A 15734-nucleotide genomic window follows, 5' to 3' on the forward strand; every position below is an offset into this window, starting at 1 on the left:
TGGATTCTTCTCTTATCTATTTTACTTTCAATACAAAAAGAGCGAATCTACATTCGCTCTTCCCCACATATTTATGGCCCAAAGCTTATCATCCAACCTAACATAAATCCAAATACAGCAAACAGCAGCATAAAAACAAATAAACTACATGCCCACAATGCATATTTTCGACTTTTGCTTTTTGTAATCATACCTACAACTGAGCACACCACTCCAATACCAACTATTTGCAGAAAACCTTTACCTATGAATGTTTCTTGGATAAGCAATATAATGTTCAAATACAATAACGCTAGAAAGGCAATAATTAATGAAATAGTCCCCATCCACGTTTCCTGTTTATAAATATAATTCTTTCTTTTTTTAAGAATGCCAATTCCATAACCTCACTTCACCTACTTTCAAGTTTCTAACTTTTTCATGGCTCATCAATTTTTCAATTTCTACTTTAGGCCCAGTTACAACTGCCCCGTATGTTTTTACCCCATTTTTTTCAAGGAAAGAAATACGCTTTGACAACTCTAATACTTTCGCTCTAGATAGCTTCACTGCTAAATTTTCATGCTTCTGTAATGACTTTAAAACATCAATGAATTGTTCCTCATGAGATGAATCACTTGCAAAAGCACCACTTGGCATTGAAATTATATCTGCTGGAAAACCAATCGGGGCTACATACATCCCCTCATTATTCATTTGCTTCTCCTCTAATCCTGTATTAACGGCATACCACACAATATCAATAGTAGAAAACATATCTGTTACCTCTTGTACACTTAATAATTCCCTAAAAGATACAAATGCTTCTACAACAGATTCTTGCGGAAGGCCTTTTAATACTTGCGCTTCATCGCTACTATTGTACGACGTATTATAGTTATTAGGGTGAGACAACACCTCATTATCTGCATATAGGATTTCTGGAATTTTTTCATCTGTTGTATATTCACGACTTACTTTTGTTGCTCTACTAAATACATAATCTGTTTTCTCTTCCCCTATTCGAATATCTTTCTTGCCTACTCTTTTATACAAATCAAAATGCAATTGCAAACTAAGAGGTAACAATGTTTGCTCCATATCCCTATCTTTCAAAAATACATTTGGTTCTGTTACACTTAACGTTTGATTTACTACATTCCGTATCTCCATTGCGTTTGTAGGTGCCAATGTATAATATAAGAGTGTAGATATATATAAAATAGGTTGAATAAGTAATAAAAAAGTAAATACAATTAAAACATTCGTAATACGTGCTCTTTTTTTACCTATTTTCGACACTTGCTCCTGTTTTCCATCAGGAAGTGAAGCCGGTCTTTGATGAAGAGCTTCTTGTAACAATTCTTTTAATCTCTTTCTCCCACGAAATACGTGACTTTTATACGTGTTTAACTTTAAATCTAATACAGACGCACCCTCTTCGTACGTTAATTGATGTACGTCACATAATAAAATAGCTTGTGCCTCCATCACCGGAAAAGCATGAATAATCTGAATTAATTTTTCGTAACTATTTTTTGCGACTACGTACTCTTCTGTAGATTCCCCCGCTTGTATTGTCTCTAATTCCTCTGTTCCTACAAAAGTTACTTTTTTCTCTTTCCTAACAAAATCAATAAACGTATGATATGCCACTTTAAAAAGCCACGATTTTACCTTTTGATTTTCATAGTCTTCTAAATAAAGATACGCTCGATAAAAAGTCTCTTGCATCAAGTCCTCCGCTACGTGATGACTGCGAGAAAGGGAAAATAAATACCGATACACATCGTTTATATAAACCTTATATATTTCTTCAATCTCCATCCCCCTCCTCCTTTCATATATAACACGAATAAGCAAAATAAAAAGTTGCATTATTTTTCCTTTTTTCTTTTTATTTATAAAAAAGAAACATCATTTATACATTTCAATAACTATTTACAATTATAAACAAAATATGTGATGTTATGACTTTATATATCCTTCAAAATCAGTAAAAAAACAGTTCTGATGTTCGCCTGTTCTTGTAGTTTAATAATCATAGGATAATCGTACTGCATGATATACTTCGTTGTTGCGTCTCGACCTGATTCGCATAAGTATATGTTCATATATCCTTTCATAAAGAGCCATTAACCATCATTTGTCATGATAAAATAATTCACATTCTTTTTTAATCGGTATCTTCTCATCAAAAAACTCCACTTATAGTATGTACGGAGATTATCACATCGGTTATTTCCAATTAGTAGGTGGGGACTATTTGACGCCTGCATATACACCTCGCCATTTACGAGTAATAAGACCCATCCAAAATAATTCGGCACATGCGAGAAAGTTAGGTAGGAGCCGGGTTACCCATATATGTCCAATTGATGAGGACTAATAATCAATTTGGGATACCTGCCCCCTACTAATTAAACTTTCAATTTATAGATTAAATACAGTTCCATATGGGATAGTAAGAAAAGAACTTCCATACGGTGTGATTTGATGCACTGGGTAAAAATACTCCATAGATGAATAATACGGCTGGATACCTTGTTGCTGCATTTGTTGTTGCATTTGTAACGCTTGTTGAACAGCTTGAACTGTACTTTGTGCTCCGCTAAACGTTATTGATGTACCATACGCTGGTCGTATACCTGCTGAAGAAGCAAAATATGAATAAAACATTATTTTCAGCTCACTTCCGTAAAAGTAATTACAATTTATGTTATGATTCTTTATTTCAGTGGGTGCCGAGAGTTAATCTATTAGATTTGATTAGGTTTAAAGATTTTTATTATCTGTTACACTTTCATATTTCATTTACAAGGTTCCTCTACTAATACTAATTTAAATTTTGGAGGGGCATTTCATTAACAAGTTTCTGATAATTACTTTTTAAATTCGACTACTTTCGAAATTATGGAAATGAATGTTCAAGATTACTAAAAGTAGATTACTTATCTATACACCCGCCACAAAATAAAAACACCCTAAACGGATGTTTTATTTTTCACTACTTTAATTCATTAACAATAATTCAATTGTCCTCGAATTTCACCATTAGGATGTTGTACTGTATGAACATTAATATATATGTTTCCAGAGATGATTTCATTTACAAGGTTACCTAATGTTTGACCCGCTAACGGCCCAATCAAATCATCTTGAGTAATCATTCCTGTGAGGGTTGCACAATCTATTGAAACTGGATTTGTTATAGGTCCAAATAAAAAAGCTACAACAGGACCGTTCGTTCCTGTTGATCCAAGATGCAGATGAGCAACTACTACATCCTCTATATCGAATAAATCTAATTTGAATTTTAGGCTAAGCTTGTCCAGGCTTAATTTAAAGAAAGCCTCTCCTCGAGCATCTGTTTCTACTGGTGGAACTTCATTCCTACCGCGTAACTTTGCAAAGAACATATTTACCACTCCTACGTTTTTATATACTCCTAATATATTCTTGCCATTCATAAATGGTGTTAATAAATCAGCTGTTACTCTACTTAAATTTTTTATACCATAGGTTAAATTATCAATTCTATTAAATTCAAAAATCCGACTACTACGTATTAAAGTTTTATTCGTATACTAAATTAGATTACTCGAAAGGAGGCGTAAGTATGGAAAGTTGTGTTTTGTTCGTTAATGGACAACCTCTTTTAGTGGTCTCAGTCGCTGGAATCGAAATTGCTAGATTAGAACTTTCTCTTCAAGTAGCATTGACCCTAATAGCATTGGGAATTCCAATCTGTGCATAAACGTTAAGTATCTATTCAAAAGAGAGCTTAGGCTCTCTTTTTTATTTATATCTTTCCTTCACAACAAAAAAGACGCCACTAAAATCACGGCATCGCGTAAAATAATTGCTATTTATTTAATCATTACTTCACTAGCAACCCTAATTCATATAGAATTTCTGAGAACGAATAGCCATATGCAAAACCTACAATACGAATCCCTGGAATCCATCTATGTTCTAAATTTTCATTGTATGTTTTCTTATAATACTTTAATTTAGAATCTATACTGTATTTGTCGTTAATAATTACTTCATCGCTATGAAATCCATCCATTTCAATCTGAACAGCTAAGTACTCTGCTCCTTCAATAAAGGCTTTATTATAACACTTTTCTAATTCTTCTAATGTCACCTCCATTATTAACCTCCTATTCATCACCTTCTAAATTCCTTTGCAAAATAAAAAAGCAGCTGTTATGCTACTTTACATTCATTTTAGCTCCAAGAGAAATGATATATATATTCCCCCGCTATACTTTGATTAATCCCAGTTATTCTTGCAAACCGCATTAAATCCGCCCCTTGAAGAAAATACATCGCAAGCATTACTGGCACTTGCGACCACATAAACTGATAAAGCTCCTCGACTCTCAGGTTTGTCGAAACAATTAAATCATTTACAGGTCCTTGATTCCATACAGAAGTTCTAACTGAACTAAACGGAAGATCTTTCCCATTAACCACTATTCGTGCCATACTTTGAGTTATATCCACATCAATTCCTCCATCATTACAAAAATCGGACCTGTGTATTTACTCCTATTGTTATAAATATTCTTGACTTTCATAAATGACTAAGGCAAACCTCTATTTTTCGTTTCTATTCAAATGAATTTATTTCATACAGTAAATAGCTAAATGAAATTTTAGTATTACTCTCCCACAACTTCCGTATTATTTAGATAATTTATACCCTTGTTCACTTTTTACAACCGGTATGCAAAATTACATATCTTATTATCTCAATATCACTTTATTAACTACAATTTGATAGAGATCTATTTCAATCACCTGATAAATCAGCGTTTGCCATTTAATTCCTTATTTAAAATTCCACCCCTTTATTTTTAAACACTATATTCGAATAATTGTATTGGAATTTCTTGTTGTATACACATCTATCTTTTTCATGTATTATATACGAGAAGAGTAAGGTAAGAGTTACTCTTTGCCATTTTAGGAAAGGTCCTGTTGGAAACAACAGGACCTTTTTTCGTATAATTGCATGTTTTTATTTCTGCCTTATAACCATTTTATTATTTATCAAAAACACTATGCTCACGTAACACACATCTGTAAATCAATGAATATGCATGCGCTTTATAAAGTGAAACTTTAATCAGTGGGGGTTTTGTTCATCCCCACTGATTATTAGTTGAACCAATCGGGCTTTTACGGGCAGTTGATCCCCCACCTAACTTCTTTGCTTCCGCTGAATTTTGAGGTGGGGGTCTTACTGCCCGTTAATGCGGGATAAATAAAATAAAAAAGCACGTTATTCGTCATTTTAACGATAGCGCGCTTCACTCACCGCCTTAAAAATGCAGGATTTCCCTTTCCAATATCGAATTAGTAATGTTTGGAAAGGGGGTGTAACATGGCGGAAATTAAAGTGGGGCTTACACAATTTTTAGACTTCACATTGAAAAGTAGTGCAGCTAAAACAAATTTTGTAAAGAATATAAAATCTCAACCTGAATATCACCCGGTTTTTGATTACTGGAAACAATTACGAGAAACTGTTATTAAATTTCATAAAAACGAACTACCTTTTGACTGTTTTGATACATTAGTACAAACTGTTGACCAGAAGAAAAAGCAAAACTACATTGATGTTATAAGGCAGTACAAAAAATTTATTAAAAACAAAGACGTCTCTTGGTTTGATCCAGGTAAATCACATTGGTTATCAAATAATTTAATCGTCCGCTCGTCACCTGAACTCGGTTTGCTCATTAATGATGAGCCGCATCTTATTAAACTGTTTTTCAAAGGAAAAAAAGAGCGAATTGATAAATATAACATCAACTCAACACTGACATTATTAAATGAATCAACATTTTCAAATGAATATAAAGATGTGAATTATACAGTCCTTAACATCCAAAAGAACAGAATGTATACGAATAACTCTATTAATAATGATCATTTAATAGCTCTTGAATCAGAAGCCCACCAACTTTCTTATTTATGGAATAGGGTGTAAAAGAGTATAGTTATCTATTTCAATACCTTGTTCATGCGTAATTAAGGCACAATTTCCACAAATCTAATTCGTTTCTTTTAAGTGAAGCTCACCTTCTTGTTTCTCACAAACAATGTAGGGTGGGCTTTTTTTGAATACAGTTTCTTTATCCATTTCAACATCCTAATTATCCCCCTCTGAAAGAATAATATAATGATCTTTTTCTACCACATCTGCATTAGCCCCCTGACTTCTTAACCGCTAAGTAATTCGTAAGATGTTCTTATGATCCCTTTCCAACTAACTGGTTAGCACCTGCAATGACATTGAGCAGAAAAGTACTGTATGGGTTATCACTAGTCGTATCAATCTAAGTATCTTTCATTGATTTAATTAAATTCCGATTACTCTATTATATCCATATAAGGTAGACCTAATCGGGACATTGTTTTCGTTTGTTTTGTTAAATGACAAATAAAATCGAAACTGCATCCTTCTAGTTAATAAGTACTAATAAAAAAAGAGTGCTATTAAGATAAGCACTCTTTCAAAAGACTTTACCAATCTCGATGTTCACCATGATCATGATTACGTCTACAACGACACTCGTCACGATCACGGTCATGATTACGTCTACGACGACACTTGTCACAATCGCAGTCATGATTACGTCTACAATGACATTCGTTAAAATCGTTTCTTCTGTGTCTACGACCGCATCCACAAAATACCAAATCATCCCAAAAACTATTACAATCTCGAGAATGCCCAAAATTATTATTCCATCCCATAGATATGATTCCCTCCTCTAAAAATAGAATTCATCATATTCTATGATTAAAAGGTGAAAATAGCTTGTTTAGTAGTCTATGTTTTATGTTCTATGTTTTATGTTTTATGTTTTATGTTTTAGACTAATAATATTTCAATTTGCAAGTCTATCCCACTCCTCTATTTTCAATAGTTGTTTTCGTTTGTTTTGTTTAAATGGGCTAATCTATTAATTCTTTTAAATCAATTAATCCGACTATTACATATTAAAATTTAATCCATATACTATAGTAGATTGCTAGAAAGGAGGCGTAACCATGGATAGTTGCGTTTTGTTTGTAAATGGACAACCTTTTTTAGTTCTTTCAGTAGCTGGTATTGAAATTGCTAGATTAGAGATTTCTCTTCAAGTAGCATTAGCTTTAAGAGTGCTCGGGATACCAATCTGCGATTAATTACCGTACCGCTAAAAAAGAGAGCATTAGCTCTCTTTTTTATTTTCCCCTTATCTTTCCTTAACAACAAACAAGACGTCACCAAGATCACGGTATCGCCTACGATAATTGCTATTGGTTTAATCATTTTGATATGATCTAACTCTTGCTAACTGAGCCATTTCCTTACTTACCATACTCACAACATCATCTGCAGCTTCATAAGTCTTTTTGAATATATCTGCTTTACATGGATAAATCTCACCATTAACACCTTTAATGATGTAATCTCCACCTTTACCAATCATTACACCTTCTAAAGTTTGGATTTCACAATAAGCTTCGTCAATTCCGTATCTTTTGTAATTGCAATTATGAAGAACAATAGCATTAGATGATACTTTATCCATAAACCAATCTGGTATAGAGTCTACATAAAACTTAAATGCTTCTATTACTACTGGCTTCTTTCTATACTCCACCATTCACCCTCCTATCCAAATGTCCATTTTGTCCATCTTCATGTTTAATGTGTAATTTCGATATAACAAAGAAAAAAGCACCCGTTTTGGATGCTTTTTTTAGTAAACTCTCTTTACGATGTATACCACTTTCCGGTTAACCTGATGGCTATAATCATAATGTGTATGCGAATATGTATCTAATCTATTAAAAATTTTATATTTATCTTCACTGTTCATATCGAATGAACGATTTTGATCACAAAGAACCATTATATTATCTCGAGCATTATCCATAAAAATAGCTAATTCTCTTTCCGTATAAACTTTTTCAACTTCTAATTCTTTTCTAACCTCATTATCGTAGTATGACATTTCTCCATCTCTCCTTAATATTTTTTTATATCCCCAGGTTACATTTAGAATACCACGATAAAAATCCAACACTCAAACTGTCTGGTCTCATCTAAAAAAATAAAAAAAGCCACCACCGGAGTGATAGTTTTGGAATTAATCCTTAATAACACATTTATACTCAATAGATAGGTAAATGAACTAGCCTAGTGGCAACAAACAATATTCAAAAGCTATTTTCAGATTCATAACCAATTTTAAGTACTTCTTTTAATATTACTAGCGTCTAATGATTTGAGCAGTTAGCTTTTGCTAGCTGTTCTTTTACTTTGTGAAAACGTACCAAACTCGCAGTAGATACATATAATATTCTGTGTTCCTTTCTTTATAAATTGAAATAGTCATTACAAAATGAATCCCGTCACAAGAGCACTTTATTAAGTGCTTATTTGTTTTAAACTAACAAAAAATGAATTTTTTACCACATTGGTAATTGTTACATATCTAACGCATATGCATTATAATTGAATAGGTATTGTGTATTGGCATTAAGAGGAGCACCCTGGTCAAGTGCTTCTCTTTTTTATAAAATAGCATTTTTGTTCAAAATGATGACCTTATTTATTTGGACGCATTTACCAGTACTTTTACCAAAAAATTCATGATATCGTTAATTAGTCGAGTACGTCATTACTTGACGATTACCCTTAGGAGCCCCGCAGACAATCGGGGTTTCTTTTATTTAAATAAGGATTTTGCTATAAAGTCACTGCTTCTGCTGCAGGTTTGTTTTTTTCTAATTGTTCAATGGCCATTTGTAATCCCAACCAGTAGCCAATTAAACGACGCGGCAATCTTTTACCAAAATCCAATAAATCTTCTAGTGTTTCCGAATCTAATGAGCTATTATGATAAACATCATTTAACCAAAAATGGTAACTTTCCATAGATGTACTCTCACCAATGGCTGAAATAATTCCATCGTATATTTCTTGTCCGTCCTCCCTTTCGTTTATATCATATTCTTTCCAATATTCATCAAGTTCCTTTTTAGCCTTTTCTTCATCGAAATTCCAACGCCCCTCACAAAATGCCGTTCACTTTCCAGTGAAATATCCTAAATTGAATCCTTTAATATTTTCTAATGTTGCTGGACATGTAAGGTTATACACCGCTTCACCAGAAACAAACACGTTGTATCCAGAAAGGACAAATTTAGTGCGATAGATTCCTGTTCAAGGCTTGCCCCAATAAATAACCTGCAACCCTTCTTCACCTTGAATTTCGGCTACATGATCTTCAAACCAATTCTCTTTAATATCTTATGGAGCAGTTAGACTGGGCTAACTGCTCTTTTATTTATGACAAAATGAAATTTTTGTTGTAAAACTCAGTACAAATGGACAAGCATACAAGCTGATAAAATTTAAAATTCATAAAATAATTTATGCTATTAAAATTTTATATAAATGAGGTGATATTTTGGATTCACATAAAAAACGGCGCTCATGCAAAGAACGATCTCACTATACTACTGGGCCTACCGGAGCTACCGGGTCTACTGGTATCACTGGGCCTACTGGTATCACCGGGCCTACTGGTATCACCGGGCCTACTGGTATCACTGGGCCTACTGGTATCACCGGGCCTACTGGTATCACCGGGCCTACTGGTATCACCGGGCCTACTGGTATCACTGGGCCTACTGGTATCACCGGGCCTACTGGTATCACTGGGCCTACTGGGCCGGGAGCTATAGAATCTGCATTTAGGGCAAATTCAGCAGTTGACCCCCAATTTTTTACTTCTTTTGATTATCATACGGTGAATTATCCAAATGTACTTTTTGATATTAATAATGAATATGATGGTATAAATACTTTTACAGCCAAACAGGAAGGTTTATACCAAATTAATGCAAATTTTGCATTTGACACTGTAAACTCCAGTATTTCTTATTTTGCGATGTTTGATATATTTGTGAATAGTGATTCCGTTTGTAAAGATGTAATTAGAACTACTGGTTATGCTGGTTTTAGCTTATCCACTATATACCATTTAAATCCAGGTGATACCGTACGTGTAGCATTTGTCGCTTCAATAGATGGCAAAACTACAAGTTTCGCAGAACCAGCATCGTATAGTTTTTCTGCAGCAAGACTCCCATTACCTTAAGTTCTTACCAGTTCCTATACCCATACTCATAAATGAAGGGGAATTTTTAATAATATAAATTATATAAACAAAAATTCCCTTTCTATATTTTAGAAAGCCTGTTTAAAACTTTTAAATACATTTAGCAATAAAATAACGCTTTTATTAATTTTTCTTTTTAACACCAGTGCTCCATCCTTTATTAACCAATAATTTTCATATTCCACTTCCACTGGGCATCTATTAGTAAAGAGTTAGTATACTGGAGGTGAATTATGTCAAAGGAGAATCAATTCGACTCTCATGAATACTTACATGGAGCTGCATTAGATCCAAGTTCGATTGGACCTACATTATCACCTACTCCAACATTTACAATACCAACTGGGCCTACTGGAAACACTGGACCGACTGGCGACACCGGGCCTACTGGCGACACTGGACCGACTGGTGTCACTGGACCGACTGGCAACACTGGGCCTACTGGTGTCACTGGACCGACTGGCGACACTGGGCCTACCGGACCACCTGATGGGCCACCTGGACCTACGGGACCTACTGGAAACACAGGACCTACCGGCATCACTGGGCCTACCGGAAACACTGGACCTACCGGCATCACTGGGCCTACTGGAAACACAGGACCTACCGGCATCACCGGACCGACTGGACCAACGGGACCAACTGGTACTGGGATTGACTCACTTAATTTCAGTCAAAGTACTGGTGGTATAGGTGCTCCCGTTACTTTATCTTTACCAGCCGTTAGTGTAGGAATTAATCAAATAGTAAAGTTAGAAGGAGCTTTTAGTACCTCTGTTGGTGTTCCAGCTGCAGGTATAAGTTATATTGTATCTGCAGCTCTTGTTTTCAGAAGAACTGCCGTTCCACTTTCTAGCCAAGGTGACTTCCAACAAAACTTTAAGCCAGAAGGTGTTACAATTAATCTTAGACAAAATATTTCAGGAATATGGATAGATAATCCTCTTCCTGGGAGTTACGTATACGATATGGTAATAGCCATCACTGGATCTAACATAAGTTCTCCAACTATTAATGATAGAAATTTTACCGCTACAGTAATAAACATTTAAAGTAAAATTATAATAATATAAAATAAAGAGTAATATCCTTAAATAAAAAGAACGATAAACTATGATTCCTTCATTATTAGCTCACTTATAATTTTAATAAATACCTTAACTATCAATAACTAATAACATAAACAATAAGTCTCCTTATAATTTATTTTGTATGGGGACCTTTAGTTATCCCAGGTATCAAAATCTATTGAATACACTACCTATTTAGGAACAAAATTCAAATTTGATTATCTATCAAAAACTTTAAATATATAACTCTTACGTAAAACACTTGTAAAGATTGCTGTCATTCGCACTATTTGTCCCAAAGTAGTTATATATTAAAGGTGTGGCAAGCGTTCTGCGTTAGCCCCTTTCTTATAACAAGTTGCTTGAACGCTAGGAGAAACCCTAGCCTTTTTTATTTCCCTCATATCAGTTGGACCTTTCCAAATACCTGCTCGTTTCCATTGGTTTTTCTTTTTCCCGACATACGAGGGGCTAAGATCATACATAATACCAATATCTCTATCCGGTATACCTTGCATATTTAAATTCCTGACAACCTCAGGTGTTAAACCACTTGGCGCTTTCCTTCTAGGTCCACCATTCTTTTTAGATTGTGTATCAAAATATCTACCCAACTGGCGTAATACTTGACCAGTCTGGCATGCCTTACATTCATTGATACTAAAGCATTCGTTTGATGTACGATTGTAATAACAACGTCTGCATTTCTGTTCGATAATGTCGCCAATCTGGTATGTGAGCTCTTTTCGTTCTTCTTTTGTCAGTTTCATACCATCCACCTATACAACTGCCTTAAGCGCCATACCAAGCGCTTGTGATCTACCTTGTAGTTCTAAACGGTGCTCACGTTCTTTCGCAGCACGTACATTGATATGCATTTTTCGTAAGTCATGCTCTAGTTCATGATTCTTTTCTGTAATTGCATTAAATTCATTAAGTAATGTACTGTAATCTTCTTCACGAGATTGTAGTTGATCTTGTGATAACTTTAGTGCGTCTTCCGTTTCCAAGCGTAATTTTGTTTCTGCGATGTGTTCTTTTGCAAGTAGCTCATTTGCTTTCTTGAGGTCCTCATACAGCTTCGATACTTCACGTAACTCTTTTTGCATCGCATCTTTTATGCCCTTTATGTAATTATCGACATCTGGTTTTGCTGTTGGGCGTAACAGTCCTTGTTCTGCTTGTAGTGCTTTCTTTTTCGAAAAACTTTTAAGTGATGGCTTATATACTTTGACTTTCATCACGAGTGCTCCCTCAAGCAAATTAGCTGGAGCATGTTCTGAAGCAACTAATTTTACATATTGCTTAAAATCACGTAATTTTTTCGGATCATACATACGAACTCGACCATTAATAGTGCTCGCTCGTGGTCTCCCTTGTGCTACTGGTTCACCAAAAACTGTAAAGGTAATCATCAATATCCATCATCCTGGCGTTGATGATTTACTTCGTTCTTTTCCAGGTATGCTTGTTCTATATCTTCATGAGTAAAGCCGAGGTGTTTTGTTCCTAATTCCATAAACAAATTAAAAATTATTTCAACGTCAGCTGCTAATTGCAGTTTACTGTCTGGATAATCATGTGCTGTATCCCACATTTCTCCTAAGTAATTTCAGAAGTTTGACACAGCTCTGAAAAAAGCTTATAAAGAAATGTGGGGTTCCTGATATTCGGTTCCACGATTTAAGGTATACCAATGCAACATTAATGTTGAAACAGGGTATTCACCCGAAAATCGTAAGTGAACGATTAGGACATAAAAAAGTAGGTATCACATTGGACACCTACTCACATGTTGTACCAGGCCTACAAGAAAAAGCAGTTGAAGATTTTGCAAATAATCTATTTCAAAAACACTAATGTTTGCAAAATGTTTGCAATTACGGATTTTGCATAAAAATACTAGCTTATCCGTGTGACATTGAGAGGAGACAAAAACATGAGAGAAATCAAGTCTGACAAGGAATTCAAAGACATCATCGCAAGTGAGGAGCCAGTAGTTGTTAAGTTCTTTACTACATGGTGCCCAGATTGCGTACGTATGGACAACTTTATCGGAGATGTAATGGAAGAGTTCAATAAGTTTGAATGGTATTCTATTAATAAAGATGAGTTTCCAAGTATCGCTGAAGAATATCAAGTAATGGGTATTCCAAGTTTACTTGTATATCAAAATGGCGAGAAGCTAGGCCACTTACATAGTGCTAACGCAAAAACTGAAGAGCAAGTTACTGAGTTTTTAGAAGCATACTAAGATTAAAACCCTCTGAAAAATATTTTTCAGAGGGTTTTAATCTTTATTTACAATTATCTTTCGTAGTTGTTTCGTCATTTCTTCAGAAGTGTAATATGCAGTGTTTTCATGACCTATGTACATAATTACACTCCTTTCTCCTTCATCTCCGAGGTATAAATGTATACCTTTCGTATCACTATTTTCATATGTAATTAATATATCGTATTGTGGTATTTCACCTCTTCTCTTTTGTTTTTTCATATCATTAAATATATTATTAATTCCATTGATTATTTGTTTGTCTTCTATGTTTAGAAAATAATTTTCATTTAATCCACCGTAGCCATTAAAAGTAGATATGGATACTTTAGAAATATTATGTTCTTTCCCATTTTCAATATTTGATGAATTACACCCAGTCATTATAAGCAAAATACATAGCAAGAATAGTATTAGTTTCTTCATCCTCTTACCCTCCCATTCTTTAATTGTAAATCAACCCCAATTAATTTCACACCCTAACTTTGCACTTTACAACATATTTTTCCTTCACGAAACTTTGTTATCCTCTTCTTAAAAACCTAAAAAACGTCAACAATGTTTGTATAGACCCACACGAGTTTCGTTTGATACTCTATTTATAGAAAGAAATTCCTTGTAGAAAGGTGAGTGATTAAAATGGATACTCTTTCTCATAAAGAAGCTGATAAAGGTGCGATTGTCAGCATTATGGCCTACATATTTTTATCCTCTATGAAAATCATCATCAGTTATATTACCCTCTCTAGCGCATTACGTGCTGACGGTTTAAATAACTTAACGGATATCGGTGCTTCTTTAGCGATATTAATTGGTCTAAAAATCTCTCGTAAACCTCGTGACCCAGATCATCCTTATGGGCATTCGCGCGCAGAACAAATTGCATCACTTGTTGCTTCTTTTATTATGGCAACGGTCGGATTAGAAGTTGTTATTAGTGCCATTCAATCTTTTTTTAATCCGAAACACGCAGCGCCTAATGTACTTGCTGCATGGGTAGCCTTATTTTCTGCTGTCGTTATGTACTTTGTGTATTTGTATACGAAAAAGATTGCAGCGCGCACAAAAAGTAAATCATTAGAAGCCGCTGCAAAGGATAATTTATCAGATGCTCTCGTAAGTATTGGTACAGTAGTAGGTATTGTCGGTTCACAGTTCCAAATGCCTATTTTAGATCCTATTGCTGCTTTAATTGTCGGCCTTATTATTTGTAAAACTGCATGGGAGATTTTCGTAGAAGCTTCTCATATGTTAACGGATGGAATCGATCCAGATAAGATGGAAGAGTACGCTGATGCTATTGAACATATTAGTGGCGTGGAAAATATCGTAGATATTCGTGCTCGTATGTACGGGAATCAAACGTACGTTGATATTACAATCGAAGTAGATGCTCGTATGGATGTTGGTGAAAGTCATTGTATTACTGACAACATCGAGGCTATGCTTCGGAAAAAGTTTGGTATTTACCATGCACACATTCATGTTGAGCCAATTAAAAAAGAACCTATTATGACATAGGTTCTTTTTTAATGAAAGCTTTATGAAATATAACACATAAAACGAGCCAGCTACCGCCAGCTGCCCATCCTGCTAATATGTCAGATGGATAGTGAACGCCAAGATATATTCGGCTAACTGAAATAGATAATACAACAAAGCTCGCTATAAAAATAATCAACAATTTTTTATGCAATGTAATACGTTCTTCTGTAATTGTGACGTATGCAATAAATCCTAAAAAAGCAGTAGCATTCATCGTATGACCGCTCGGAAAACTATATCCAGTTGCAGTAACAAGCTGCGTTACATCAGGTCTTGCTCGTTCGTACCATAGTTTAAGCATACTGTTTAAATAACGAGATCCATAATAATTAATTGTTAGAAGTAATGCACTAAGCAATTTTTTTCTAACGAGAAAATACATTACAAGAATAATGAGTAACGGAAAATATATTCTTTTGGAACCGATAAAAGACATCCAAGTAAAGTAGGCTGTCAAGTAATCGTTCCGAAAACTTTGAATAAAATGCGCGACTATATTGTCAAATTTCTCAATACAAGCGGTATGATACGAAAGTGATAATACGACAAAACAAATGAGTAACGTAAAACTTAACAAGTATAAATGTCGATATCGTTTCACATACATAACCTCACTATGCAAAAAAATGGAGCGGTTGTTTTAGTTTTCCTCTCCATTTCTTTTTT

The 15734-nt window shown here is 34.5% G+C and carries 19 protein-coding genes and 6 pseudogenes; 8 read left to right on the top strand and 17 right to left on the bottom strand.

The window, feature by feature from the left end; translation table 11 throughout:
* Positions 1 to 71: 71 nt before the first annotated feature.
* The 5 genes and pseudogenes from ACTFOB_RS02865 to ACTFOB_RS02885 all read right to left on the bottom strand — a co-directional run bounded on the left by ACTFOB_RS02865 (position 72) and on the right by ACTFOB_RS02885 (position 3398).
* Positions 72 to 326 (bottom strand): hypothetical protein, encoded by a 255-nt coding sequence (locus ACTFOB_RS02865; RefSeq protein WP_440024402.1) that lies wholly within the window; start codon positions 324 to 326, stop codon positions 72 to 74.
* Positions 327 to 363: 37 nt separating this feature from the next.
* Entirely contained in the window at positions 364 to 1341 is a 978-nt protein-coding gene (locus ACTFOB_RS02870) for an anti-sigma factor (protein ID WP_440024789.1), read from the bottom strand.
* Positions 1318 to 1806 (bottom strand): annotated as a pseudogene (locus ACTFOB_RS02875) (sigma-70 family RNA polymerase sigma factor); the annotation flags it as partial. The gene ACTFOB_RS02870 and the pseudogene ACTFOB_RS02875, both read right to left, overlap by 24 nt.
* Before the next feature lie 606 nt (positions 1807 to 2412).
* Positions 2413 to 2658, bottom strand: a complete 246-nt coding sequence (locus tag ACTFOB_RS02880; protein WP_440024403.1) for a DUF3947 family protein — start codon at positions 2656 to 2658, stop codon at positions 2413 to 2415.
* Positions 2659 to 2999: 341 nt separating this feature from the next.
* On the bottom strand, positions 3000 to 3398 hold the full coding sequence (locus tag ACTFOB_RS02885; protein ID WP_440024404.1) for a CHRD domain-containing protein: 399 nt from the start codon (positions 3396 to 3398) through the stop codon (positions 3000 to 3002).
* A 200-nt stretch (positions 3399 to 3598) separates the two neighbouring features.
* Here ACTFOB_RS02885 and ACTFOB_RS02890 point away from each other — a divergent pair, with 200 nt between their 5' ends.
* The gene (locus ACTFOB_RS02890) at positions 3599 to 3736 is read left to right on the top strand and encodes a DUF3956 family protein (RefSeq protein WP_000443219.1); all 138 of its coding nucleotides are present in this window, start codon (positions 3599 to 3601) and stop codon (positions 3734 to 3736) included.
* A 123-nt stretch (positions 3737 to 3859) separates the two neighbouring features.
* On the opposite strand, the gene ACTFOB_RS02895 is transcribed toward ACTFOB_RS02890, so the two are convergent.
* Entirely contained in the window at positions 3860 to 4135 is a 276-nt protein-coding gene (locus ACTFOB_RS02895; RefSeq protein ID WP_440024406.1) for a hypothetical protein, read from the bottom strand.
* A gap of 77 nt (positions 4136 to 4212) precedes the next feature.
* The gene (locus ACTFOB_RS02900; protein ID WP_440024407.1) at positions 4213 to 4473 is read right to left on the bottom strand and encodes a hypothetical protein; all 261 of its coding nucleotides are present in this window, start codon (positions 4471 to 4473) and stop codon (positions 4213 to 4215) included.
* Between the two features lie 901 nt (positions 4474 to 5374).
* Between ACTFOB_RS02900 and ACTFOB_RS02905 the strand changes: the two genes are divergently transcribed.
* Positions 5375 to 5983 (top strand): hypothetical protein, encoded by a 609-nt coding sequence (locus tag ACTFOB_RS02905; RefSeq protein ID WP_440024408.1) that lies wholly within the window; start codon positions 5375 to 5377, stop codon positions 5981 to 5983.
* A gap of 280 nt (positions 5984 to 6263) precedes the next feature.
* Here the strand turns inward: ACTFOB_RS02905 and ACTFOB_RS02910 are convergent.
* Positions 6264 to 6356 (bottom strand): annotated as a pseudogene (locus ACTFOB_RS02910) (recombinase family protein); the annotation flags it as partial.
* Positions 6357 to 6519: 163 nt separating this feature from the next.
* Positions 6520 to 6753, bottom strand: a complete 234-nt coding sequence (locus tag ACTFOB_RS02915) for a hypothetical protein (RefSeq protein WP_440024409.1) — start codon at positions 6751 to 6753, stop codon at positions 6520 to 6522.
* A 297-nt stretch (positions 6754 to 7050) separates the two neighbouring features.
* On the opposite strand from ACTFOB_RS02915, the gene ACTFOB_RS02920 reads away from it, so the two are divergent.
* Positions 7051 to 7188 (top strand): DUF3956 domain-containing protein, encoded by a 138-nt coding sequence (locus ACTFOB_RS02920; RefSeq protein WP_080377444.1) that lies wholly within the window; start codon positions 7051 to 7053, stop codon positions 7186 to 7188.
* A gap of 119 nt (positions 7189 to 7307) precedes the next feature.
* Here ACTFOB_RS02920 and ACTFOB_RS02925 read toward each other — a convergent pair whose 3' ends face one another.
* From ACTFOB_RS02925 to ACTFOB_RS02935, 3 genes and pseudogenes are all read right to left on the bottom strand, one after another.
* Positions 7308 to 7649, bottom strand: a complete 342-nt coding sequence (locus ACTFOB_RS02925; protein WP_440024410.1) for a hypothetical protein — start codon at positions 7647 to 7649, stop codon at positions 7308 to 7310.
* A gap of 99 nt (positions 7650 to 7748) precedes the next feature.
* Positions 7749 to 8003 carry a hypothetical protein gene (locus ACTFOB_RS02930; RefSeq protein WP_440024411.1) on the bottom strand — a complete coding sequence of 85 codons (255 nt, stop codon included), beginning with the start codon at positions 8001 to 8003 and terminating at the stop codon, positions 7749 to 7751.
* 737 nt (positions 8004 to 8740) lie between these two features.
* Positions 8741 to 9301: pseudogene (locus ACTFOB_RS02935) on the bottom strand (hypothetical protein).
* Between the two features lie 163 nt (positions 9302 to 9464).
* On the opposite strand from ACTFOB_RS02935, the gene ACTFOB_RS02940 reads away from it, so the two are divergent.
* Positions 9465 to 10157, top strand: coding sequence for a hypothetical protein (locus tag ACTFOB_RS02940; protein ID WP_440024412.1), 693 nt, complete (start codon positions 9465 to 9467; stop codon positions 10155 to 10157).
* Positions 10158 to 10411: 254 nt separating this feature from the next.
* The gene (locus tag ACTFOB_RS02945; protein WP_440024414.1) at positions 10412 to 11230 is read left to right on the top strand and encodes an exosporium leader peptide-containing protein; all 819 of its coding nucleotides are present in this window, start codon (positions 10412 to 10414) and stop codon (positions 11228 to 11230) included.
* Positions 11231 to 11559: 329 nt separating this feature from the next.
* On the opposite strand, the gene ACTFOB_RS02950 is transcribed toward ACTFOB_RS02945, so the two are convergent.
* From ACTFOB_RS02950 to ACTFOB_RS02960, 3 genes and pseudogenes are all read right to left on the bottom strand, one after another.
* Positions 11560 to 12018, bottom strand: coding sequence for a hypothetical protein (locus tag ACTFOB_RS02950; RefSeq protein WP_440024415.1), 459 nt, complete (start codon positions 12016 to 12018; stop codon positions 11560 to 11562).
* A 330-nt stretch (positions 12019 to 12348) separates the two neighbouring features.
* A pseudogene (locus ACTFOB_RS02955) lies at positions 12349 to 12663 on the bottom strand (RusA family crossover junction endodeoxyribonuclease); the annotation flags it as partial.
* Positions 12663 to 12770 (bottom strand): annotated as a pseudogene (locus tag ACTFOB_RS02960) (dUTP diphosphatase); the annotation flags it as partial. The pseudogenes ACTFOB_RS02960 and ACTFOB_RS02955, both read right to left, overlap by 1 nt.
* 86 nt (positions 12771 to 12856) lie before the next feature.
* Between ACTFOB_RS02960 and ACTFOB_RS02965 the strand changes: the two are divergent.
* Both ACTFOB_RS02965 and ACTFOB_RS02970 read left to right on the top strand, forming a co-directional pair.
* Positions 12857 to 13108: pseudogene (locus tag ACTFOB_RS02965) on the top strand (tyrosine-type recombinase/integrase); the annotation flags it as partial.
* Between the two features lie 79 nt (positions 13109 to 13187).
* Positions 13188 to 13502, top strand: coding sequence for a thioredoxin family protein (locus tag ACTFOB_RS02970; protein ID WP_001206934.1), 315 nt, complete (start codon positions 13188 to 13190; stop codon positions 13500 to 13502).
* 36 nt (positions 13503 to 13538) lie between these two features.
* Here the strand turns inward: ACTFOB_RS02970 and ACTFOB_RS02975 are convergent, their stop codons facing one another.
* Positions 13539 to 13949, bottom strand: coding sequence for a hypothetical protein (locus tag ACTFOB_RS02975; RefSeq protein ID WP_440024416.1), 411 nt, complete (start codon positions 13947 to 13949; stop codon positions 13539 to 13541).
* Positions 13950 to 14162: 213 nt separating this feature from the next.
* On the opposite strand from ACTFOB_RS02975, the gene ACTFOB_RS02980 reads away from it, so the two are divergent.
* Complete coding sequence (locus ACTFOB_RS02980) at positions 14163 to 15044, top strand: cation diffusion facilitator family transporter (RefSeq protein WP_440024417.1); 882 nt, start codon at positions 14163 to 14165, stop codon at positions 15042 to 15044.
* Here ACTFOB_RS02980 and ACTFOB_RS02985 read toward each other — a convergent pair.
* Positions 15034 to 15669 (bottom strand): phosphatase PAP2 family protein, encoded by a 636-nt coding sequence (locus ACTFOB_RS02985; RefSeq protein WP_064477325.1) that lies wholly within the window; start codon positions 15667 to 15669, stop codon positions 15034 to 15036. The genes ACTFOB_RS02980 and ACTFOB_RS02985 overlap by 11 nt on opposite strands.
* Positions 15670 to 15734 lie beyond the last annotated feature (65 nt).

This window comes from Bacillus cereus group sp. MYBK79-1 (genome assembly GCF_051915365.1).
In the GTDB taxonomy this organism is placed as follows: Bacteria; Bacillota; Bacilli; order Bacillales; family Bacillaceae_G; genus Bacillus_A.